We start from the raw sequence: 19,251 nt of genomic DNA, 5'->3' as shown, positions 1-19,251 counted from the left end.
CCATACCTTGGCAAAGAGCTGCTTTCGGCGAGGGCGCGCCAAAAGCAGCTCTTAGTATTAGTTATATGAAGCCGACAGCCTCGGAAGGTCTTGGGCTGCCTGCGGGGCATTTGGTATGGGGCGGTATTTTACCCCTTTTCCCATTCCGAAATCCACTGCAAGAATTCGGCGGCGGCCCGCGGCGGGCTGCAGATATAGCCCTGCACCGCGTCGCAGCCTAGTTCGGCGAGCGTGGCCAGATCAGCGGTGTCCTCCACGCCAATGGCCACCGTGGTGAGCCCGGACGCTTTGGCCAGGCCGATGTCTTCGCGCAGTATGGCTTGTAGATGCTGGTTGGAACTGACGCCCTGGACGAAGGCGCGATCCACTTTCAACAGACTGAAATGGCTGATCAGCAGTTTGTCTGTCAGGGTGACGCCGATGCCGAATTCGTCGATGCCGATGCCGAAGCCGGCGGTGCGCAACTGGGCCAGCTGCGCGTCGGCTTTCTGCCAGTGCTGTCGCAAGGTGGATTCGGAGAACTCCAAGGTCAGCTTGGCTGGCTCCAGGCCCAGAATGCGCACTTTCTGCAGCAGTTGCTCGCACAGGCTGTCGTCGTCCAGCGACATCGAGGTCAGGTTGATGGTGACCGGAATGTCATGGCCGCGTTCCTGCCAATCGCTGCAGGCGTACAGCGATTTTTCCAGGATCAGTTCGGTCAGTTCGCGGATCATGCCGCGCTCTTCCATCGCCGGCACGAAGCTGACCGGCGACAGCACGCCCAGCGCCGGGTGCTGCCAGCGCGCCAGCGCTTCGGCCGCGATCACCTTGCGGCTGGAGATTTCGACTATCGGTTGAAACCAGGGGATGAGCTGATCGTTGACCAGCGCGCGCCAGATCTCTTCGATGGGCATGGCGCTGGCGGGGCTGAGGGCGGCTTTGGTTTCCTGATGTGTCGGCATGGGGCGGTTTGGGTCGGGCAAGCGGATGTCACCCTGATTGTATGACATGGCGGGTGTTTTCGAAACGGTAAATTCCGCTGCAAAAACAAAGGTCCCGGCGTTGGCCGGGACCGGGGAGAGGTGCTTACAGGTCTTTCAGCAGCTCTTGCAATTCACCGTTCTGGAACATTTCATACATGATGTCGGAGCCGCCGACGAACTCGCCTTTGACGTAGAGCTGCGGAATGGTCGGCCAGTTGGAGAAGTCCTTGATGCCCTGGCGGATGTCGGCGTCCTGCAGCACGTCCACGGTCACGAACTGTTCAAGGCCACAGGCCTTGAGGATTTGCACCGCGCGGGAGGAGAAGCCGCATTGCGGGAATTGGGCCGAGCCCTTCATGAACAGCACTACCGGGTTGTCGGTCACGGTTTGCTGGATGGTTTGTTGCGCGCTCATTCAGTGGTCCTTGCTTGGATCGTCAATCTGGCTGCGGGTCTTGCGCCTGACTTCGGCGAAATACCCGAGCGTTTCAATGGGTTATTTTACTTTTCGTCCGCCCGCGGGTCAATTTGCTTGGCTGGCTGCGGTTGGTTCGCGTGCCACTGGCGCAGGAAGATGTGCACCTGGCCGTCGTACAGCGCGCGGCGGGTGATCAGCCGCGACACATTGGACGCCAGCAGCGCGGTGGCCATCAGCGGGATGATCATCGCCGAGGAGTCGGTCATTTCCATCACGATGATGAAGCCGGTCATCGGCGCGCGGGTCATGCCGGCGAAGAAGCCCACCATGCCCAAGAGCACGATCAGGGTCTGCGGCAGGAAGGGCAGCAGATTGGCCATGTTCAGGCCGAAGCCGGCCCCCACCGCCAGCGACGGCGCGAACATGCCGCCCGGCACCGCGCTGATGAAGCTGATGAACATGCTGAGCAGCTTGAGCAGGCCGTAGCCCTGCATGCCGGCGCCGCTGCCCTCGATGATTTCGCGGGCGCGGAAATAGCCGGTGCCGAAGGTGACGCCGTCGCTGGCGATGCCGATCACCGCCAGCGCCAGGCCGCAGCCGGCGGCGAACAGCACCGGCTTTTGCAGCCGCCAGCCGTGCAGCGGGCCGGGCAGGCGCTGGGTCAGCGCCAGCATGATGCGGCAGCAGACGCCGCCGAGCAGGCCGCCGATGATGCCGCAGACGGGGATGGCCAGCCAGGATTGCTCCAGCTCCATATTCACCGACACCATGCCGAAATAGCTGTAATTGCCGAGGATGGCGGTGGCGGTGAGGCCGGACACGATCACCGACAGCAGAATGGTGGAGCTGGCGCGCAAGTCGAAGGTGCGGCCCATCTCCTCGATGGCGAACACGATGCCGGCCAGCGGCGCGTTGAAGGCGGCGGCCACGCCGGCGGCGCCGCCGGCCAGGATGAAGCTGCGAGCCGCGCCTTCGTGGCGCAGCGCCGCGTGGCGGTTCAGCGAATACTTGATCGCCGCGCCCACCTGCACGATGGGGCCTTCGTAGCCGAAAGTGGCGCCGGAGCTGATGCCGATCAGGGTCAGCAGCATTTTGCCGATCGCGGCGCGTATGGTCAGAATGCGTTCGCGCAGCGCCTGCATGCCGCCTTCCAGCGCGGCGATGGATTGCGGGATGCCGCCGCCGGCGGAGCCGGGAAAGTAATGTCGCATCAGCCAGATGGCCAGCGCCAGGCCGGCCGGGGTGATCAGCAGGCTCCAGTAAGGCGAATTATCGTAGATGCGGGTGAAGATAGCGTGCGACAGATGGCTGCCGTTGGCGAAAACGCTGGCCATCAGGCCAATCAGAATGGCGGCGGTCCAGATCGGGATGTGGCGGCGCCACAGGACTGCGGACAAGTAGAGGTAGCGCAGGCGGCGCTGGACGCGGCTGCGGACTTGTCTGGCAGTGGGGGAGTCTGGCATGGAGCCGGCCTTTGCGGAAGAATATGTGAGTTTTTTCTAATATTCAATGGTAAGGCGTATTGAGTTGAAAGACAAACCCCGGGCGCATCAGCGGCCGGGGTTGAGGCATGCTCAGGCGTTTTTTTCCAGTACGGCGGCGAAGAAACCGTCGGTATTGTGCAACTGTGGCTTCAGTTCCAGGTAGTCGCCCATTTGTAGCGGGATCTTCTGTTCCGCCAACACCTCGTCCATTTTCACCAGTTTGAAATCGGGGTGGTCCGCCAGGAAGGCGGCGACGATGTCTTGGTTTTCTTGCGGCAGCAAGCTGCAGGTGGCGTAGACCAAGCGGCCGCCGGCGCGGACCAGGCGGGAGGCGGAAGCCAGGATGGAGGCCTGCTTGGCGTTCAGTTCGGCCACGCTGTCCGGGCTTTGGCGGAATTTCAGGTCCGGATTGCGGCGCAGGGTGCCCAGGCCGGAGCAAGGCGCGTCCACCAGCACGCGGTCGGCCTTGCCGGCCAGGCGTTTGACCTTGGTGTCGTTTTCCGAGGCCAGCAATTGCGGGTGGACATTGGACAGGCCGGAGCGCGCTTGGCGCGGCTTGAGCTTGGCCAGCCGTTTTTCCGAAACATCGAAAGCGTACAAGCGGCCGCTGGAGGCCATCTGCGCACCCAGCAGCAGGGTTTTGCCGCCGGCGCCGGCGCAGAAGTCGACAACCATTTCCCCGCGACGCGCGCCGGTGATCAGGCCCAGCAGTTGGCTGCCTTCATCCTGCACCTCGAACACGCCGGCTTTGAACAGCTCGTGCTTGGCCAGCGAAGGCTTGGTTTTCAGACGAATGCCCAGCGGCGAGTAGGGCGTGGCCTCGCATTCGAGGCCGTCCGCCTGCAAGCGGCCCAGCAATTCGTCGCGCTTCATCTTCATGGTGTTGACGCGCAGGTCCAGCGGCGCGCCTTCCGCCAGGCCCTTGCCCAGCGCGATCACCTGTTCCGGCGTTTGTTCGCCCAGGCGCTCAATCACCCATTGCGGCAGCTCGGCGTCCACTTCCAGGCTGGCCGGCAAGACTTTGCCCTTGATCTGGCCCAGCCATTCCTTTTCGCCGGCGCTGGCGGCCTCGCCCAGCTCCTTGACGTTGAGCTTGTGGATTTTCAGCAGGGCCACCAGGGCTAGCCGGCGCGGGGTGGCCTTGTCCGGCGCGATCAGCGCGCGCAATTGCAGCAGGCGGCGCAGCGCGCCGAAAGCGGTTTCCGCGATGATGTGGCGGTCGTTGGCGCCCAGCTTGCTGTGTTCGCGGAAATAAGCCGACAACACCGCGTCGGCAGGCCTGTCGAAGCGGATCATCTGGCCGATGACGGTTTCGATATGTTTCAGTTGATGGTGATTAATAGTCATTCTTGTGTTTTCTCGTGGGTTGCGGCGGCAGCTTCCATTGCGGCGCGCCGTTCACGTCGATGCGGACGGCCCTGAGGTCAATCCGTTTATCCTTGTCGATGCGCTGGATGCGCACCGGCAGATTAGAGAACTCCGGCGCCAGCCAGAATTCATTAATGTCGCCGTCGCCCTGGGCGCGGAATACGATAACCCGGATCTTGCCGGCGCCGGTGTCGTAATCGGCCTCGCCGCTGGGGCGCATCGGGTATTCGTACACTTTCTTGCCGGTTGTGATCTGGATGGGTTCGGGTCCCAGTTCGCCGCCTTTCAGCCCCAGCTGGAAAGCGAGGCTGAACACATCTTGCGCGCCGGGCTTCAGATCCATCAGTTTGTCGCCTTGATCGCCGTAGCGCAGCTGACCCGCATTGTAGTCGAAATGCGCGGACTCTTTGACTTGGCCGCCGCGCCAGGCTTGCAAGCTGTCCGGAAGCAAGCCGGTCTTGCTCTTGAAACGGCCTTCGGAAAGATAGCGCAGCTTGGGGCCGATAAAGGGGTTGGCGTTGATGTCCAGCCGGTAGCCGCCGTCCCCGCGGCTCCAGTCCAGCGTGCCGGTGCCCAGCATCGCCGAGCCGTAGAACACCTGGTAGCCCAGCGTGGCTTGACGGGGGAAGCCGCGCAGCTTGCTCTTGGGGTGGAGATAGCCATCGTCGGCGGCGGCGGCTTCGGCCGTCGGCGCGCTGGCCTCGTCCTTGTCGTTCGCCGCCATATTATCGGCGATCGGCGCCGATGAGGCGGTTTTGCTTTCCGCGCTGGGCATGGAGGCGTCGGGTTTGGGCTCCGCCGCCGGCGCGCTGCTGGCCTTCTTGCTTGGCCGCGCCTGAGCGACGACCGGTTCCGACGCCGCCTGCGGCGCCGAGGCTTCCGCCTTCTTGGCGGCGGGCTTGGGCTTGGCCGGCGCCGGTTTGGGCGCTGCCGGCCGCAATTGGGCCACGGCGCCTTGCGGCGCTGTCTTGGCCGCCGGTTCGTCGGCGTCCAGCGCCTGCATCTTGACGCTGATGTCGCGCAAATCCTGGTCCGGCGGCAGCTCCAGCCGCACCTCCGGCAGCAGGCCGGAGCCCAGCACGCCAAGATGAATGGCGAGCGACAGGGCCAGGGCCAGCAGGATCAGACGACGGCTTTTCATGGATTCAGGGCGCGGGCGCCATCAGGCTGCCGGCAACGGAGGCGCGGCTGGAGGTCTTCCCGGCGACGATGTTCAGTTCGCCGGCGACGAAGCGGCGCACGGCGGCCGGGTAGAGCTGGTGTTCCAGTTTCAGCACGCGCTCGGCCAGTGTGTCGGCATCGTCGCTGTCCAGCACTTCCACCACGCCCTGGGCGACGATGGGGCCGTGGTCCAGTTCGGCGGTGACAAAGTGCACGGTGCAGCCGGCTACCTTGCATCCCATTTCCAGCGCGCGCTGGTGGGTGTTTAGGCCGGTGAAGGCCGGCAACAAGGACGGGTGCACGTTCAGCATGCGGCCTTCGTAGCGGCGGGTGAAGCCGGCGCTGAGAATGCGCATGAAGCCGGCCAGCACCACGAGATCCGGCTGGTGGCTGTCTATCAGCTGCGCCAGCGCGGCGTCGAAGTCCTCGCGGCTGGCGAAGGTTTTGTGGTCCAGCGCCGCGGTGGCGATGCCGCGCTCGGCCGCCCAGGCGAGGCCGGCGGCGTCTGGGCGATTGGAAATCACCGCGGCGATGCGCGCGCCGGCGATATTGGCGTCGACGATGGCCTGCATATTGGAGCCGCGGCCGGAAATCAGGATGACGATATTCTTCATGTTGGAATCGACGGAGACGTTGCCAGATAGTGTTCCCAGTCGGCGGCATCCGTGATGCAGCGCAACTGCTGTTCGTGCCAGCTGCCGCCCTGGTCCAGGCAGCGGTCGAGATCGGCCAGGATGACGGCCTCGCGATAAATGACAAACGCCGCCAGCAGGGCCAGCGGCGCCAGTAGCATCCAACGCAGCGCTTTAGGCGATCTGGGTTTGATGCTCGTCACCATTGCGGGCGCGCACCGCGCCGATCCGGTACACGGTTTCGCCTTCGCCTTGCAGCAACGCGGCGGCCTGATCGGCGTTCTCCGCCGCCACAATCACGACCATGCCGATGCCGCAGTTGAAAGTGCGGTACATTTCCTGGCTATCGACCTTGCCCTCCTGCTGCAGCCACTGGAACAACTTGGGCTGCGGCCAGGCGGCGGCGTCGATCTGCGCGACGACATGCTCCGGCAGCACGCGCGGGGTGTTCTCCGTGATGCCGCCGCCGGTGATGTGGGCCATGCCCTTGACCGGCAGCGCCTGCATCAGTTTGAGCAAAGGTTTCACGTAGATGCGGGTGGGGGCGATGATGGCGTCGCGCAGGCTGCGTCCGTCCTCGAACGGCGCGTCCAGATCCGGCTGAGCGCGTTCGATGATCTTGCGCACCAGCGAGTAGCCGTTGGAGTGCACGCCGTTGGATTTCAGGCCCAGCACTACGTCGCCGGGGGCGATGTCGCGGCCGCTGATCACGGCGCTCTTCTCCACCACGCCGACGGCGAAGCCCGCCAGATCGTATTCGCCGGTCGGGTACATGCCGGGCATTTCGGCCGTCTCGCCGCCGATCAGCGCGCAGCCGGCCTGTTCGCAGCCGGCGGCGATGCCTTTGATCACGTCGGTGGCTTGGGGCACGTCCAGTTTGCCGCAGGCGAAGTAGTCGAGGAAGAACAGCGGTTCCGCCCCTTGCACCAGGATATCATTGACGCTCATTGCCACGAGGTCGATGCCCACGGTATCGTGACGATTCCAGTCAAAGGCCAGTTTCAGCTTGGTGCCGACGCCGTCGGTGCCGGAAACCAGCACCGGCTCCTTGTATTTCTTGGAAATCTCCACCAGTGCGCCGAAACCGCCGATGCCGCCGATGACCTCCGGGCGCATGGTGCGCTTGGCATAAGGCTTAATGTTCTCGACCAGCGCGTCGCCGGCATCAATGTCGACGCCGGCATCACGGTAACTGAGGGAAGTGGTGTTCAAGGTAAACTCGCTTTCTGCAAACTTGAAGTATTTTTACATCAAGCTTTCGCCGACGCGAAAGCAGCACATTTTAACTGAAGTCGCGATGAAACGCTCCCAAAACCGTCTGATTCCCTGGGTCATCGGCGCAACAGCCTTGCTGTTCGCCGGCTGGCTGTTGCAGCAGTTGGCGGCCGCGCTGACGCCGTTCGCGGTGGCCGCGGTGCTGGCTTATGTGCTCAACCCGGCGATGCGCTGTCTGGCCGGGAAAGGCTTGCCGCGGCCTTTGGCCGCCGGCCTGTTGACGTTGGCCGGCATGGCAGCCACCATCGCCCTGTTGCTGGTGGTGGCGCCCATGCTGTTCAAGCAGACCCAGGGCTTGATAGACCGCTTGCCTGTCTTGGCGGATTTCGCCCAGGGGCGGGTGCTGCCCTGGCTGCGTACCGAGTTCGCCATCCATCTGGAACTGGACGCGGCCGGCTGGAAGCGAGTGCTGGCCGCCAACGCCGGCGCTTTGAAGGGCGCGCTGTCGGCGGTGGCGCTGCGGGCGACCCAGAGCGGCTTCATGCTGGCCGGCCTGTTGTTCAACCTGCTGTTGTTGCCGGTGCTGCTGTTTTATTTCCTGCAGGATGGGCCGCGGATGGCCGCGACGCTGGCCACGCTGGTGCCGCGGCGCTGGGCGGGCGAGGTGGAGTCCCTGGCGGGGGAGTTGGACCGGGTATTGGGCGAATTCCTGCGCGGGCAACTGTCGGTGATGCTGATCATGGCGCTGATTTTCGCGTCCAGTCTGGCCTTGCTGGGGCTGGAGTCCGGCATCGCCATCGGCGTGGTGGCCGGTTTGTTGGTGTTTATCCCTTATCTGGGCACTTTTCTCGGCTTCGCTCTGGCCGGGCTGGCCGCCGCGCTGCAGTTTGATTCCGCCGGCGATGTGCTGCTGGTGCTGGGCGTGTTCGGCGCGGGCCAGTTGCTGGAAAGCTTTTTGATCACCCCTTGGCTGGTGGGCGAGCGCATCGGCCTATCGCCGGTGGCGGTGATCTTTTCCTTGCTCGCTTTCGGCCAGTTGCTGGGCTTCGCAGGCCTGCTGCTGGCCTTGCCGATGGCGGCCGCCACCTTGGTGATATGCCGCTTTCTGGCGCGCGCGTATTTCAACACACGCTTTTATCAGCGTAAAATCAGAAATAGACATCAAAACCCAGTTTGATCGCCTTCACTTGGACCAGTTAATACTTGATTTGACGCCCACCCCCTTGCCGGCCTTCGATAATTTCCTGGCCGAACGCAACCGCGAGGTGATCACAGCGCTGACGGCCGAGGCCGGCGAGCGCTTCATCTATCTGTGGGGCGAGCCAGGTTGCGGCAAGACGCATTTGCTGCAGGCTTGGATCGCCCACGCCGAGCGGCTGGGGCGCGCCTCCATCTATCTGGACGGCAAGACCGAGCATCTGCCTGACTTTGCGCGCGAGGCCAGCTTTATCGCCGTCGACCACGTCGACGACCTGGCGCCGGACGACCAGATTACCCTGTTTTCCTTCTACAACTCGCTGAAAGAAAGCGGCGAGTCGCGGCTGTTGATGGCGGGCCGCCAGCCGCCGATGGCCCTGGCGGTGCGCGACGATCTGCGCACCCGGCTGGGCTGGGGCCTGGTGTTCGAGGTCAAGGCGCTGTCGGACGAGGACAAACTGGCCGCGCTGCGCAGCCACGCCGCCAGCCGTCAGTTGTCGATCCCGGACGATGTCTACCGCTACTTGCTGACGCATTGGCGGCGCGACCTGTCCAGCCTGATAGGCATGATTGACATATTGGACCGCTACTCTCTGGCCATGAGGCGGCCGATCACCGTGCCGCTGGTGAAAAACGTTTTGCAAACCGCAAGCCCGGAACCATGACCAATACCACCGCATTGCGCAACTTGGCGCTGTTCGACCTCGACCACACCCTGATCGCGGGCGATTCCGACTTCGAATGGCCGCGTTTTCTGATCCAGCGCGGCATTCTGGAGCAAGCGCATTACGACGAGCGCAACAATTATTTCTATCAGCAGTACCAGCAGGGCACGCTGGACATCCACGAGTATCTGGCTTTCGCGCTGGAGCCCTTGAAGCGCTTCAGCCGCGCAGAGCTGGACGCCTTGCACGCGGACTACCTGGAGCAGCACATCAAGCCCATCATTACCCGCAAAGCGCGCGATTTGCTGGCGGCGCACGCGGCTCAGGGCGACGAGATCATCATCATCACCGCCACCAACCGCTTTATCACCGGGCCGATCGCCCGCGAGCTGGGCGTGGAGCACCTGATCGCCATCGAGCTGGAAGAAGAGGAGGATGGACGCTTTACCGGCCGCGTTAGCGGCGTGCCCAGTTTCCAGGAGGGCAAGATCACCCGTTTGCAGCAGTGGCTGGATGAGCGCGGCTTGAGCATGAACAGCTACGGCCAGAGCTTTTTCTACAGCGATTCGCACAACGATCTGCCCTTGCTGAAGCTGGTCGACCACCCCGTGGCGGTGGATCCGGACGACACCTTGCGCGCTTACGCGGAGCAGCAGGACTGGCGCGTGATTTCCTTGCGCGATTGAGGCGAGGCAATTATCCACAGCGGCGGCTGAATAACCTTGTGGATAACAGTGTGGATTGCTTGCCGGGGCTTGGCTTTTGCTGGCAAAGGTTAAAAAAGCGGCAGTGCCCAATCATGGTCGCGAAATTGATAGATTTGCTTGAAATCCTTGCCTGGCGCGGCTTTCGTCAAGTTGAGTTTCGAGCGCCGCCGACGAAATAAGGCGAGTATTCGAAAGCCTTTATAAAAGATGGGTTTAGGCGGCTTTGTTGACAACTCTGCGCAGTTTTCGTCGCTAAGAACGTGTTTACAATCTCGCGAGCTAAGGCGAGACAAGGCGAAAACGGCTGAGAAAGCGGAATGTACGCGTGGTACATGAGCATTTCGAAGCGGGTTTCAACGCCGTATCGCCGACGCGCAGCAGATCGTAAACAGGTTCTAAGCGTCTGTTTGCGGTTGCGGCGACGGCCGCGCGCGGCGGCGCCGGTTGCTGAATCTGCATGGATGCCGCTAAAGTTCAGGGTCTGTCGCTCCGGGTTTCGCAAGAGTCGAGCCGGCGCGGCGGACCCTAGTGTTTGCAATCGTTTTTCGGAGAACCCCCTCGTGTGGTCAATCATTGAAGCGGCCGGCTGGCCGATCTGGACCATCATCGCCGCCTCGGTCGTGTCGCTGGCGATTATCTTTGAACGGTTGTTCAGCCTGAGAAAGGGCAGCGTGGCGCCGGAGGGCCTGCTGGGGCAGGCCTTGCAGGAATACCGCCGCGCCGGCGCCAGCGAGGAGCTGTTGCGCAAACTGCAGGCGCATTCGCCGCTGGGCCGGCTGTTTTGCGCCGGTTTGCGCAACGTCGGCGGCAATCGCGAAGTGATGAAGGAAGCCATCGAGGACGAGGGCCGCGTGGTGGCGCACCAGTTGGAGCGCTTGCTGACCACCTTGGGCACCATCGCCGCGATGGCGCCACTGCTGGGCCTGTTGGGCACGGTGATAGGCATGATTGAGATCTTCGGTTCGCAGTCGCCGGCCGGCAACAACCCGCAGGCGCTGGCGCACGGCATTTCCATCGCGCTGTACAACACCGCTTTCGGCCTGATCGTGGCCATTCCCAGCATGATGTTCTATCGTCATTTCCGCTCCAAGGTGGATGGCTTGTTGGTGGAGATGGAGTCGCAGGCGGTCAAGCTGGTGGAAGTGCTGCACGGCGAGCGTAAAAACGGGAGTTGAGCATGAATTTCCGCCGAGGCCGCAGCCGCGAAGAGCCCGAGATCAACTTTATTCCGCTGATCGACGTGCTGCTGGTGATCCTGATCTTTCTGATGGTCACCACCACTTATTCCAAGTTCGCCGAACTCAAGATCAATCTGCCGGCCGCTCAGGGCGAGCAGGCCAAGACCAAGTCGTCGGAAATCACCGTGGCGGTAGCCGCCAACGGAGAGATGGCGGTGGGCGAAGCGAAACTCGCCGCCGGCGACAAGGCGGCTTTGTTGAATAAATTGAAGGACGACGCGGCGGGCAAGAGCGACGTCATCGTCATTGTCAACGCCGACGCCAAGGCCACGCACCAATCCGTGGTGACGGTGATGGAGGCGGCGCGCGAGGCCGGGCTCAACCAGTTGACCTTCGCCACCCGTTCGCAATAGCAGCATGCATTGGATAGAACGGCAATGGTATCGGCCGCGTTGGTGGCTGACAGCCCTTCTGGCTCCGCTGGAAGGGCTGTTTGCCCTGTTGGCGGCGGCCAGGCGCTTTGCTTACCGCCGCGGCTGGCTGCGCGCCGAACGTTTGGACGCGCCGGTTGTGGTGGTGGGCAACATCAATGTCGGCGGCGTCGGCAAGACGCCGCTGACCTTGGCCTTGTTGCGCGATTTGCAACAAGGCGGCGTCAAGGCGGGCGTGATCAGCCGCGGCTACGGCGGCAGTCATCGCCAGCCCACGCTGGTGCGGCCGGATAGTTCGCCGGAGGAGGTGGGCGACGAGCCGCTCCTGCTGGCCGCCGGCGGCGCGCCGGTAGTGGTGGGGCGGGACCGCGTCGCCGCCGGCCGCCATCTGCTGGCGCTGAACCCTGATGTGCAGCTGATATTGACCGACGACGGATTGCAACATTATCGGCTAAGCCGCGATCTGGAGATTGTGGTGCTGGATGGCGCGCGCGGAGGGGGCAACGGCCGCTTGTTGCCCGCCGGGCCTTTGCGAGAACCGTGGTCGCGGCTAGGGTCGGTGGATGCGGTGGTGGTCAATGGCGGCGATGCCGCCGGCCTGGCTCTGCCGGCCGGGCCGCGACGTTTTGCCATGCGTCTGCGACCCGCACCCTTGCAGCGGCTGGATGCGCCCGACGAGACGCGAGCGGCGGCGGATTTCTCCGGCTTGCGCTTGGCGGCGATGGCCGGCATCGGCCACCCGCAGCGCTTTTTCGACACGCTGGCCGGCTTGGGCTTGCGGCCGGAGCTTTGTCTGGCCTGGCCAGATCATCATCAGTTCGAAGCCGCCGACCTGCCGGCCGGCATGGACGCGGTGATCGTCACTAGCAAGGACGCGGTCAAGCTGCGGCGGGTGATTCATGATGCAGCGCAGCGTGCTAGACTATGGGTTTTGCCGGTTCAGGCGGAGTTGGAGCCTGATCTGAGCGCTTGGATTCTGGATCGACTGAAGATAAAACATGGACGCTAAATTCCTGGATATTCTGGTGTGCCCGTTGTGCAAGGGACCGCTGGTTTTCGACAAGGCCAAGCAGGAACTGATCTGCAAGGGCGACCGGCTGGCTTACCCGATCAAGGACGGCATTCCGATGATGCTGGAAGCCGAGGCCCGCGAACTGGCGCCGGAAGAAGAGATAAAATGAGCCGCGGCTTTTGCGTGGTGATTCCCGCGCGTCTGGCATCCAGCCGCTTGCCGGGCAAGCCGCTGGCCGACATCGCCGGCAAACCCATGGTGGCGAGGGTTGCCGAGCAGGCGGCCAAGAGCGGCGCAAGCCGGGTGATCGTGGCCACCGACCACGACGATGTGCTGTCCGCTTGCCGCGCTCACGGCATTGAAGCGCTGATGACGCGCGCCGACCACGCCAGCGGCACCGACCGGCTGGCCGAAGTGGCGCAGGCGCTGAACTTGGCCGACGATGAGATCGTGGTCAATGTCCAAGGCGACGAACCGCTGATCAACCCGGCACTGATCGACCAACTGGCGGCGCTCTTGGCCGCCGGCGACGCGCCGGTGGCGACCTTGGCGCATCCGTTCCGCGAGGCCGCCGACATGTTCAATCCCAACGTGGTCAAGACGGTGCTGGACCACGCCGGCCGCGCGTTATATTTCAGCCGCGCGCCGATTCCCTATGCCCGCGACGCCTTTGCACAAGATGCGAGCGCGTTGCCCGTGGATCTACCAGTGCTGCGGCATATCGGCATGTACGCCTATCAGGCGGGTTTTCTGAAGACCTATAACCGTTTGGAACCGGCGCCGCTGGAGCGGTTTGAAGCGCTGGAGCAGTTGCGGGTGTTGTGGCACGGCTTCGCCATCAAGGTGGCGGTGGTAGAGTCCGCGCCGCCAGCCGGCGTGGATACGCCGGAGGACCTGGAACGCGTGCGCCGCTTGCTGGGCGACGGACGGAACCCATAAGCCGGGCCGCCTCGGCGCGGCCCGGATTTCGATATCAAATCATCTTATTCAAATTGACGGAGCGATCTTCATGCGACTGATCCTGTTGGGGGCGCCTGGCGCCGGCAAAGGTACCCAGGCCAATTTCATCAAGGAAAAATTCGGCATCCCGCAAATCTCCACTGGCGACATGCTGCGCGCCGCGGTCAAGGCCGGCACGCCGCTGGGCCTGGAAGCCAAGGCGATCATGGACGCGGGCGGCCTGGTGCGCGACGACATCATCATCGGCCTGGTGAAGGAGCGCATTGCCGACGCGGATTGCGCGAATGGCTTCCTGTTTGATGGTTTTCCGCGCACGATCCCGCAAGCGGAGGCGATGATCGCCGCCGGCGTGGACATCGACTACGTGGTGGAGATCGACGTGCCGGACGCGGCCATCGTCGAGCGCATGGCCGGTCGCCGCGTGCACCTGGCCTCCGGTCGCACCTACCACATCAGCTTCAATCCGCCGAAAGTGGCCGGCAAGGACGATGTGAGCGGCGAAGAGCTGGTCCAGCGCGACGACGACCGGGAAGAAACCGTGAAGAAGCGCCTGGCGGTTTACCACGAACAGACTGCGGTGCTGGTGGGCTTCTACGGCGAGCGCGCCGCCAGCGGCGACGCTAAGGCGCCGAAATACATCAAGATCGACGGCACCCGCGCGGTGGAAACCGTGCGCGACGAGGTGCTGAAGGCGCTGGGCGCCTGAGCCGCGGCCGGTTGGCGATCCGCTGAGCGATCGTCGACAGGCGCCGGATTCGCCGTGTAAGCAAAAGCGGGCCTGCGGCCCGCTTTTGTTTTGGCGCGACGAGAAAGGGCTGGCGTGCCGGCGGCAACAGGCGGACAATTGAACCCGGAGCCCGCTAGCGGCTCCAAAAGTTTTTGCACGTCAAGCCGGAGCGATGCCGGCGCAAGGATAATACCTATGTATCACGGGGAACGTTTCAACGGGATTTCCCATTTGATCGGCACCTTGCTGGCCATTACCGGCCTGGTGGTGCTGGTGACCATGGCTGCGCGTGAGGGCGACCCCTGGAAAGTGGTCAGCTTCAGCCTGTACGGTGCCACTTTGGTGGCTTTGTATCTGATTTCCACGCTGTATCACAGCTTTCGCGGACGCGCCAAGGCGGTGCTGCAGAAGTGCGACCATTCGGCGATCTATCTGCTGATCGCAGGCAGTTACACGCCGTTCGCGCTGGTGACCCTGCGCGGCGCTTGGGGCTGGAGCCTGTTTGGCGTCAGCTGGGGCTTGGCCGTGTTCGGCATCATTCAGGAGCTGACATTGGGGCGGCGTACCCGTTTGCTGTCGATGATTCTCTACGTGGTGATGGGCTGGCTGGTGTTGGTGGCGTTGCCGCCTCTGATTGAATCGCTGCCCAGCGGCGGGCTGTTTTGGCTGGCCTTGGGCGGGATTCTGTACAGCGTGGGCATTTATTGGTTTCTCAACGACGAGAAAATACGCCACGGTCACGGCATCTGGCATTTGTTCGTGCTGGGCGGCAGCGTCTGCCAGTTTGTCAGCGTCTTGTTCTACGTGGCCTGAGCCACGGCTTGAAGTCCTCCCGTAGCGGCGGGCCGGAAGAAGGGCGAAATCAGCGCAAGCGCTGTTTTCGCCCTGTTTTATTCCGGCTTTGCTCAGCGCCCGAGGCGCGCTTACTCATCCGGCAAATCCTGCAACCGGCGTTCTTTGACCAGGGTTTCCAGAGCGCGCACCACTTCCGGATCGAACTGGCTGCCGGCGCGGCCGGAGATGTAGTCCATGGTGTCGCGCAGCGTCCACGGTTCCTTGTAGGGCCGCTTGTTGAGCAGGGCGTCGAACACGTCGACCACCGCGACGATACGCGCCGACAGTGGAATTTCCTGGGCTTTCTGCTTTCTGGGGTAGCCGTTGCCGTCGAAGTGCTCGTGGTGGCCGCCGGCGATTTCCGAGCCTAGCGACAGATAGCTCATGCCTTCCACCATGCTGGCTGATCTGGCCAGTATCTGCGCGCCTATGGTGGCGTGCTGTTCCATGATCACCCGCTCGTCCGGGTCCAGCTTGCCTGGTTTGAACAGAATGTGGTCCGGGGTGCCCACCTTGCCCACGTCGTGCAAGATGCTGGCCATGCCCACCATGTCCATGAACTCCTTGCCCATCAGCTCCGGATAGGCGCCGTTGTCGCGCATCTGCCAGGCGATGGCGTCGGTCAGCCTCTGCACGCGCAACACATGGTTGCCGGTGTCGGTATCGCGGAATTCCGCCAAGTCCGCCAGCGCCACTACCGTGGCTTCCTGCGCGCTGCGTAGCTGGCTATAGAGATAGAGGTTGTCGTAGGCGGCGGAAATACGCTGGCAGAATACATCGAGCAGGTCGCGCTCTACTTCTTCAAGCGGCCACTGCGGGGTGAAGTGGATGATGAATTCGCGGCCGTTGCGCGAGGTGATGTAGAGCACGTCGTAAGGGTGCTGGTAGATGCTGCGTTTTTCGGCGAAGGAGCGCAGGATCACCTGCTCCAGCTCGGGGAAGGGGCTCAGATCGCCGCTTTGCCCCAACGATTCATAGTTGCCGGAGGCGGCCAGGATTTCCAGTTCCGGCCGGCCGTTGCTGTTGTCGTTGCGCACGCACAGGATGCCATCGCTGCCGATGTCCAACAGCGCGCTGATCTGGCGAAGCACGCCGGAGGCGAACTCGCGCAGCGAATACAGCTGGTACAGGTCGGAGGCGCTTTCCAGGATCTTGGACAGGCCTTGGCGGTTTTTCTCCAGCGACAGCAGGTTTTCGTAGGCGCGCAGCGAGGAGATGATGGTGGTGAACAGCTTTTGCACCGTCAGCTCGGTCTTGGTCTTGTAGTCGTTGATGTCGTAGTTGAGGATGACTTCCTGTTCGGGCGCCTGCCCGGGCTGGCCGGTGCGCAGCACGATGCGCACCAGGCCGTTTTTCAGGTCCTGGCGGATCTGGTGCACCAGCTTCAGCCCGGCGTCCTCGCTTTCCATCACCACGTCCAGCATGATCAGCGCGATGTCCGGATGCTGGCGCACCACTTCATAAGCTTCCTTGCCGGAGTGAGCGCTGAGTAGTTCCAGCGGTCGTTCTTTGTAGCGGATATTGCGCAGCGCGATGCGGGTGGCGGTGTGGACGTCCTTTTCGTCGTCGACGATCAGGATTTTCCATGGATGACGGCCATCGTTCACGACGGACGTGGGTTCTGCTGGAGCGTCATCGTCCAGCAGCCAGTCGTCTTCCTGGTTGGTGATGTCGCTCATGCTATGTTCTCCTTGCTCTGATTGACCGGGGCGGAACAGGGCATGGTGATGGTGAAAGTGGTGCCTTTGTTCACTTCGCTGTGCACCTCGATCGACCCGCCCAAGCGTTGCCGTACGATGTTGTAGACGATGTTGAGCCCGAGGCCGCTGCCGCCGCTGCCGCGGCGGGTGGTGAAGAAGGGATCGAATACACGGCTCAGGTTTTCCGGCGGGATGCCCTTGCCGTCATCGCTAAGCGTCAGCGTGATGTAATGAGGGTTATTGCGCCGGGCTTCGATCAGGATTTTGCCGCTGCTGCGATTTTCGAAGCCGTGTACCAGGGAGTTGACCATCAAATTGGTGACCACTTGGGCGAAGGAACCGGGATAGCTGTCCAGCAGGATGTCTTCCTCGCACTGTACGCTGATGGTGGTATTGGCATGCTTGAAGCGCGGCTTCAGGCTGGTGATCACTTCATTCAGATAGTCTTGCAGTTGGAAGCTGCGGCGCGCTTCGCTGGTCTGATCCACCGCCACCTGTTTGAAGCTGTGTATCAGGTTGGCCGCGCGCTCGGCATTGGACAGAATCAGGTCGCTGCATTCCTTGGCGGTGTCAAGATAGGCTTGGAAGTCGCTTTTCTTGACGGTGCCGCCGTCCACTTTTTCTATGATGTGGCTGGTGGCGGTGCCCAGGTGGGAGGCCGTGGTCAGGGTGATGCCCACCGGGGTGTTGATCTCGTGGGCGACGCCGGCCACCAGGCTACCCAGCGAGGCCATCTTCTCGGTTTCCACCAGGGTTTGCTGCGCTTCCATCAACTGGCGATAAGCCTCTTCAGCGCGGTCGCGTTCGGCGCGGGCCACGGCTTCGGCCTCGGTGCGTTTGGCCAGGTCGCCGGCGGTGCGCGCCACGATGCGGTTGAAGCCGTTGACGATGCCGCCGATCTCGTCGTCGGCGACATGGGTGACTTGAGCGCCGCTGGCGTCCGGCGCTCGAATGGCGGTGTTCAAGGCCTGCTGCAGCCGAGCCAGCGGCTGGAACAGGAAGCGTTGCAGGTTGAAGGACATGATCATGAAGATCATCACGTCCAGCAGCAGGATCTGGGCGGACAGTTCGATCAGTTGGTCGCGCTGATGCTTGGCCAAAGCCTGGCGCGACAGGTAGACGGTGGCGTTGCCCAAGTGCTCTTTGCCCTGATAGATGATGGGGATGTTCAGCATATCGTCCGAACGCGGCTCCTCCGACGGCGGCATGTCGCGGATGCTGCCGTCGGTATCGTGGCTGCGGCCCAGGCTTAGCCCGGATTCCCCCTTGACGCTGATGGCGATGATGGACGGCCAACTCAGTTCGCTGTCCAGCGTCAGCCTGACGTTCTCGTCGTCGAGTTGCCAGACGCTGTGCGGCAGCGACATCGCCAAGCGGGCTTTGACCGCGGCGCGTTGGGATTGGTAATCGGCCTCATTGCGTTCTTGGTTGTGCAAATAGGAAAACAGACCCGTCGTCCCCAGAATGGCGGTGATCCAGGCCATCAACCAGAACATCAATTTGGTTTTTATGCTTTTCATTATGTTCACAGTTCCAAGTGCCCACACTGAATCCTAGGCAGTTCTGGCGCGAATACCAAATCCGGATGAGCGAGGTTAGCTCCCGCCGTCGGCGCTCAGCGCCGCGGCGGGCTTGGCGCGCGGGGCAAGCTTTTGCAGCGCTAGTCCGCTCAGGATCAGGCCCAGCCCGACCAGGGTGGAGGGCAGGATGGCTTCGCCGACCAGGAAATGGATCAGCGCCAGCGATAGCAGCGGCGACAGGAAAATCAGATTGGCAATGCGGGCGGTGCTCGGCGTCAACTTCATCGCTGTCAGCCACAAGACGAAGGTGAAGCCCATTTCGAAGGCGCCGACGTAGGCGGCGCCGGCCAGACCTTGCCAGGCCACCGGGCCTAGTTGCCCGGTATAGGCGCACCAAGCCAGGCTCAACGGCAGCGAAAAGGCGAAATTGAGCGTCAAGCCGATGACCGGTTCGCGCGTGTCGCGGGCGTTGAAGATCCAGTAACCGGCCCACAGCAGGGTGGAGGCCAGCGCCAGCGCCACGCCGAGCGAATCTGAAAACCGCAGTTCCAGCAGCTGGCCGCGGGTGCCTATCACCAGCACGCCCAGATAGCAGACCAAGGCGGCGGCGATGTCGCGGCGCTGCAGTTTCTGCTTGAGCAGCGGCACCGCCAGCAGGCTCATGGTCAAGGCCCAAGTGTAGTTGATGGCCTGGGCTTCCTGCGCCGGCAGCAGCGCGTAGGCCTGGAACAGGATCAGGTAGTACAGCGCCGGGTTGACCGCGCCGAAGATAAGAGAGGCGCGCCAGTGGCGGCGCAAGGCCGGCGCAAGCTCCGGCAGCCGGCCCTGGACGGCCAGCAAGCCAAGCAGGCAGAGCAGGGAGGCGGCGCTGGCGTAGAGCACCAGTTGAGCCGGGCTGAGATGGGCGAGGCTGATCTTGAAGGCGCTGGCCACCGTGGACCAGGCCAGGACGGCGGCGAGTCCGTAGGCGTAAGCTTTAGATTGTGACTGCAAGGTAATCCCCAGGGTGACGGATGAGGGGCCGCGGGACGGCCATGCCGCCGGCCCGCGCGCCGATGACCCATTCTAATGCAAATGGAT

21 protein-coding genes are annotated in these 19,251 nt (G+C 63.0%); 10 read left to right on the top strand and 11 right to left on the bottom strand.

Annotation, left to right across the window (positions count from 1 at the left end; translation table 11 throughout):
• Positions 1-128: 128 nt before the first annotated feature.
• The 8 genes from MOV80_RS03220 to purM form a co-directional block, all read right to left on the bottom strand.
• Positions 129-941 carry an EAL domain-containing protein gene (locus MOV80_RS03220; protein ID WP_051002576.1) on the bottom strand — a complete coding sequence of 271 codons (813 nt, stop codon included), beginning with the start codon at positions 939-941 and terminating at the stop codon, positions 129-131.
• Positions 942-1,065: 124 nt separating this feature from the next.
• Complete coding sequence (grxD, locus tag MOV80_RS03215) at positions 1,066-1,377, bottom strand: Grx4 family monothiol glutaredoxin (RefSeq protein WP_019100724.1); 312 nt, start codon at positions 1,375-1,377, stop codon at positions 1,066-1,068.
• An 86-nt stretch (positions 1,378-1,463) separates the two neighbouring features.
• Complete coding sequence (locus MOV80_RS03210) at positions 1,464-2,843, bottom strand: chloride channel protein (protein WP_019100723.1); 1,380 nt, start codon at positions 2,841-2,843, stop codon at positions 1,464-1,466.
• A 111-nt stretch (positions 2,844-2,954) separates the two neighbouring features.
• A complete protein-coding gene (locus tag MOV80_RS03205; RefSeq protein WP_081554313.1) occupies positions 2,955-4,211 on the bottom strand; it encodes an RsmB/NOP family class I SAM-dependent RNA methyltransferase in 1,257 nt (418 codons plus the stop codon).
• Entirely contained in the window at positions 4,201-5,373 is a 1,173-nt protein-coding gene (locus tag MOV80_RS03200) for a DUF3108 domain-containing protein (RefSeq protein WP_249604831.1), read from the bottom strand. The genes MOV80_RS03205 and MOV80_RS03200 overlap by 11 nt, the downstream gene beginning before the upstream one ends.
• A gap of 4 nt (positions 5,374-5,377) precedes the next feature.
• Entirely contained in the window at positions 5,378-6,007 is a 630-nt protein-coding gene (gene purN, locus MOV80_RS03195; protein ID WP_019100720.1) for a phosphoribosylglycinamide formyltransferase, read from the bottom strand.
• The gene (locus MOV80_RS03190; RefSeq protein WP_019100719.1) at positions 6,004-6,186 is read right to left on the bottom strand and encodes a hypothetical protein; all 183 of its coding nucleotides are present in this window, start codon (positions 6,184-6,186) and stop codon (positions 6,004-6,006) included. Before MOV80_RS03190 ends, purN begins: the two co-directional genes overlap by 4 nt.
• A gap of 13 nt (positions 6,187-6,199) precedes the next feature.
• Positions 6,200-7,237 (bottom strand): phosphoribosylformylglycinamidine cyclo-ligase, encoded by a 1,038-nt coding sequence (purM, locus tag MOV80_RS03185; protein WP_249604830.1) that lies wholly within the window; start codon positions 7,235-7,237, stop codon positions 6,200-6,202.
• 85 nt (positions 7,238-7,322) lie between these two features.
• Between purM and MOV80_RS03180 the strand changes: the two genes are divergently transcribed.
• The 10 genes from MOV80_RS03180 (at position 7,323) to MOV80_RS03135 (ending at position 14,930) form a co-directional block, all read left to right on the top strand.
• Positions 7,323-8,417, top strand: coding sequence for an AI-2E family transporter (locus MOV80_RS03180; protein WP_019100717.1), 1,095 nt, complete (start codon positions 7,323-7,325; stop codon positions 8,415-8,417).
• Between the two features lie 10 nt (positions 8,418-8,427).
• Positions 8,428-9,102 carry a DnaA regulatory inactivator Hda gene (gene hda / locus MOV80_RS03175; RefSeq protein WP_043591991.1) on the top strand — a complete coding sequence of 225 codons (675 nt, stop codon included), beginning with the start codon at positions 8,428-8,430 and terminating at the stop codon, positions 9,100-9,102.
• The gene (locus tag MOV80_RS03170) at positions 9,099-9,788 is read left to right on the top strand and encodes an HAD family hydrolase (protein WP_043591988.1); all 690 of its coding nucleotides are present in this window, start codon (positions 9,099-9,101) and stop codon (positions 9,786-9,788) included. Before hda ends, MOV80_RS03170 begins: the two co-directional genes overlap by 4 nt.
• Before the next feature lie 581 nt (positions 9,789-10,369).
• Positions 10,370-10,984, top strand: a complete 615-nt coding sequence (locus MOV80_RS03165; protein ID WP_107731578.1) for a MotA/TolQ/ExbB proton channel family protein — start codon at positions 10,370-10,372, stop codon at positions 10,982-10,984.
• 2 nt (positions 10,985-10,986) lie between these two features.
• The gene (locus MOV80_RS03160) at positions 10,987-11,400 is read left to right on the top strand and encodes a biopolymer transporter ExbD (protein ID WP_043591986.1); all 414 of its coding nucleotides are present in this window, start codon (positions 10,987-10,989) and stop codon (positions 11,398-11,400) included.
• A gap of 4 nt (positions 11,401-11,404) precedes the next feature.
• Positions 11,405-12,427 carry a tetraacyldisaccharide 4'-kinase gene (lpxK, locus tag MOV80_RS03155; RefSeq protein WP_249604829.1) on the top strand — a complete coding sequence of 341 codons (1,023 nt, stop codon included), beginning with the start codon at positions 11,405-11,407 and terminating at the stop codon, positions 12,425-12,427.
• A complete protein-coding gene (locus MOV80_RS03150; protein ID WP_043591984.1) occupies positions 12,417-12,599 on the top strand; it encodes a Trm112 family protein in 183 nt (60 codons plus the stop codon). Before lpxK ends, MOV80_RS03150 begins: the two co-directional genes overlap by 11 nt.
• Entirely contained in the window at positions 12,596-13,369 is a 774-nt protein-coding gene (gene kdsB, locus MOV80_RS03145) for a 3-deoxy-manno-octulosonate cytidylyltransferase (RefSeq protein ID WP_019100470.1), read from the top strand. Before MOV80_RS03150 ends, kdsB begins: the two co-directional genes overlap by 4 nt.
• A 70-nt stretch (positions 13,370-13,439) precedes the next feature.
• Positions 13,440-14,096, top strand: a complete 657-nt coding sequence (adk, locus tag MOV80_RS03140) for an adenylate kinase (protein WP_019100471.1) — start codon at positions 13,440-13,442, stop codon at positions 14,094-14,096.
• 216 nt (positions 14,097-14,312) lie between these two features.
• Positions 14,313-14,930, top strand: coding sequence for a hemolysin III family protein (locus MOV80_RS03135; protein WP_019100472.1), 618 nt, complete (start codon positions 14,313-14,315; stop codon positions 14,928-14,930).
• Positions 14,931-15,040: 110 nt separating this feature from the next.
• Here MOV80_RS03135 and MOV80_RS03130 read toward each other — a convergent pair whose 3' ends face one another.
• The 3 genes from MOV80_RS03130 to MOV80_RS03120 form a co-directional block, all read right to left on the bottom strand.
• The gene (locus MOV80_RS03130; RefSeq protein ID WP_043591978.1) at positions 15,041-16,630 is read right to left on the bottom strand and encodes a DUF3369 domain-containing protein; all 1,590 of its coding nucleotides are present in this window, start codon (positions 16,628-16,630) and stop codon (positions 15,041-15,043) included.
• Positions 16,627-18,171, bottom strand: coding sequence for a HAMP domain-containing sensor histidine kinase (locus tag MOV80_RS03125; protein ID WP_043591975.1), 1,545 nt, complete (start codon positions 18,169-18,171; stop codon positions 16,627-16,629). The genes MOV80_RS03130 and MOV80_RS03125 overlap by 4 nt, the downstream gene beginning before the upstream one ends.
• Before the next feature lie 75 nt (positions 18,172-18,246).
• The gene (locus MOV80_RS03120) at positions 18,247-19,164 is read right to left on the bottom strand and encodes a DMT family transporter (protein ID WP_249604828.1); all 918 of its coding nucleotides are present in this window, start codon (positions 19,162-19,164) and stop codon (positions 18,247-18,249) included.
• Positions 19,165-19,251 lie beyond the last annotated feature (87 nt).

This window comes from Chromobacterium sp. IRSSSOUMB001 (genome assembly GCF_023507765.1).
In the GTDB taxonomy this organism is placed as follows: domain Bacteria; phylum Pseudomonadota; class Gammaproteobacteria; order Burkholderiales; family Chromobacteriaceae; genus Chromobacterium; species Chromobacterium haemolyticum.
This window is presented reverse-complemented; position numbering and strand designations above follow the sequence as displayed.

What these genes read in the sequence shown, in the direction of transcription:
- MOV80_RS03220 (WP_051002576.1), bottom strand. Translation starts at nt 941, where the DNA reads ATGCCGACACATCAGGAAACCAAAGCCGCCCTCAGCCCCGCCAGCGCC.
- MOV80_RS03170 (WP_043591988.1), top strand. Translation starts at nt 9,099, where the DNA reads ATGACCAATACCACCGCATTGCGCAACTTGGCGCTGTTCGACCTCGAC.
- MOV80_RS03190 (WP_019100719.1), bottom strand. Translation starts at nt 6,186, where the DNA reads ATGCTACTGGCGCCGCTGGCCCTGCTGGCGGCGTTTGTCATTTATCGC.
- MOV80_RS03160 (WP_043591986.1), top strand. Translation starts at nt 10,987, where the DNA reads ATGAATTTCCGCCGAGGCCGCAGCCGCGAAGAGCCCGAGATCAACTTT.
- MOV80_RS03125 (WP_043591975.1), bottom strand. Translation starts at nt 18,171, where the DNA reads ATGAAAAGCATAAAAACCAAATTGATGTTCTGGTTGATGGCCTGGATC.
- purN (WP_019100720.1), bottom strand. Translation starts at nt 6,007, where the DNA reads ATGAAGAATATCGTCATCCTGATTTCCGGCCGCGGCTCCAATATGCAG.
- lpxK (WP_249604829.1), top strand. Translation starts at nt 11,405, where the DNA reads ATGCATTGGATAGAACGGCAATGGTATCGGCCGCGTTGGTGGCTGACA.
- adk (WP_019100471.1), top strand. Translation starts at nt 13,440, where the DNA reads ATGCGACTGATCCTGTTGGGGGCGCCTGGCGCCGGCAAAGGTACCCAG.
- MOV80_RS03130 (WP_043591978.1), bottom strand. Translation starts at nt 16,630, where the DNA reads ATGAGCGACATCACCAACCAGGAAGACGACTGGCTGCTGGACGATGAC.
- MOV80_RS03135 (WP_019100472.1), top strand. Translation starts at nt 14,313, where the DNA reads ATGTATCACGGGGAACGTTTCAACGGGATTTCCCATTTGATCGGCACC.
- MOV80_RS03205 (WP_081554313.1), bottom strand. Translation starts at nt 4,211, where the DNA reads ATGACTATTAATCACCATCAACTGAAACATATCGAAACCGTCATCGGC.
- MOV80_RS03210 (WP_019100723.1), bottom strand. Translation starts at nt 2,843, where the DNA reads ATGCCAGACTCCCCCACTGCCAGACAAGTCCGCAGCCGCGTCCAGCGC.
- MOV80_RS03180 (WP_019100717.1), top strand. Translation starts at nt 7,323, where the DNA reads ATGAAACGCTCCCAAAACCGTCTGATTCCCTGGGTCATCGGCGCAACA.
- grxD (WP_019100724.1), bottom strand. Translation starts at nt 1,377, where the DNA reads ATGAGCGCGCAACAAACCATCCAGCAAACCGTGACCGACAACCCGGTA.
- kdsB (WP_019100470.1), top strand. Translation starts at nt 12,596, where the DNA reads ATGAGCCGCGGCTTTTGCGTGGTGATTCCCGCGCGTCTGGCATCCAGC.
- MOV80_RS03200 (WP_249604831.1), bottom strand. Translation starts at nt 5,373, where the DNA reads ATGAAAAGCCGTCGTCTGATCCTGCTGGCCCTGGCCCTGTCGCTCGCC.
- MOV80_RS03150 (WP_043591984.1), top strand. Translation starts at nt 12,417, where the DNA reads ATGGACGCTAAATTCCTGGATATTCTGGTGTGCCCGTTGTGCAAGGGA.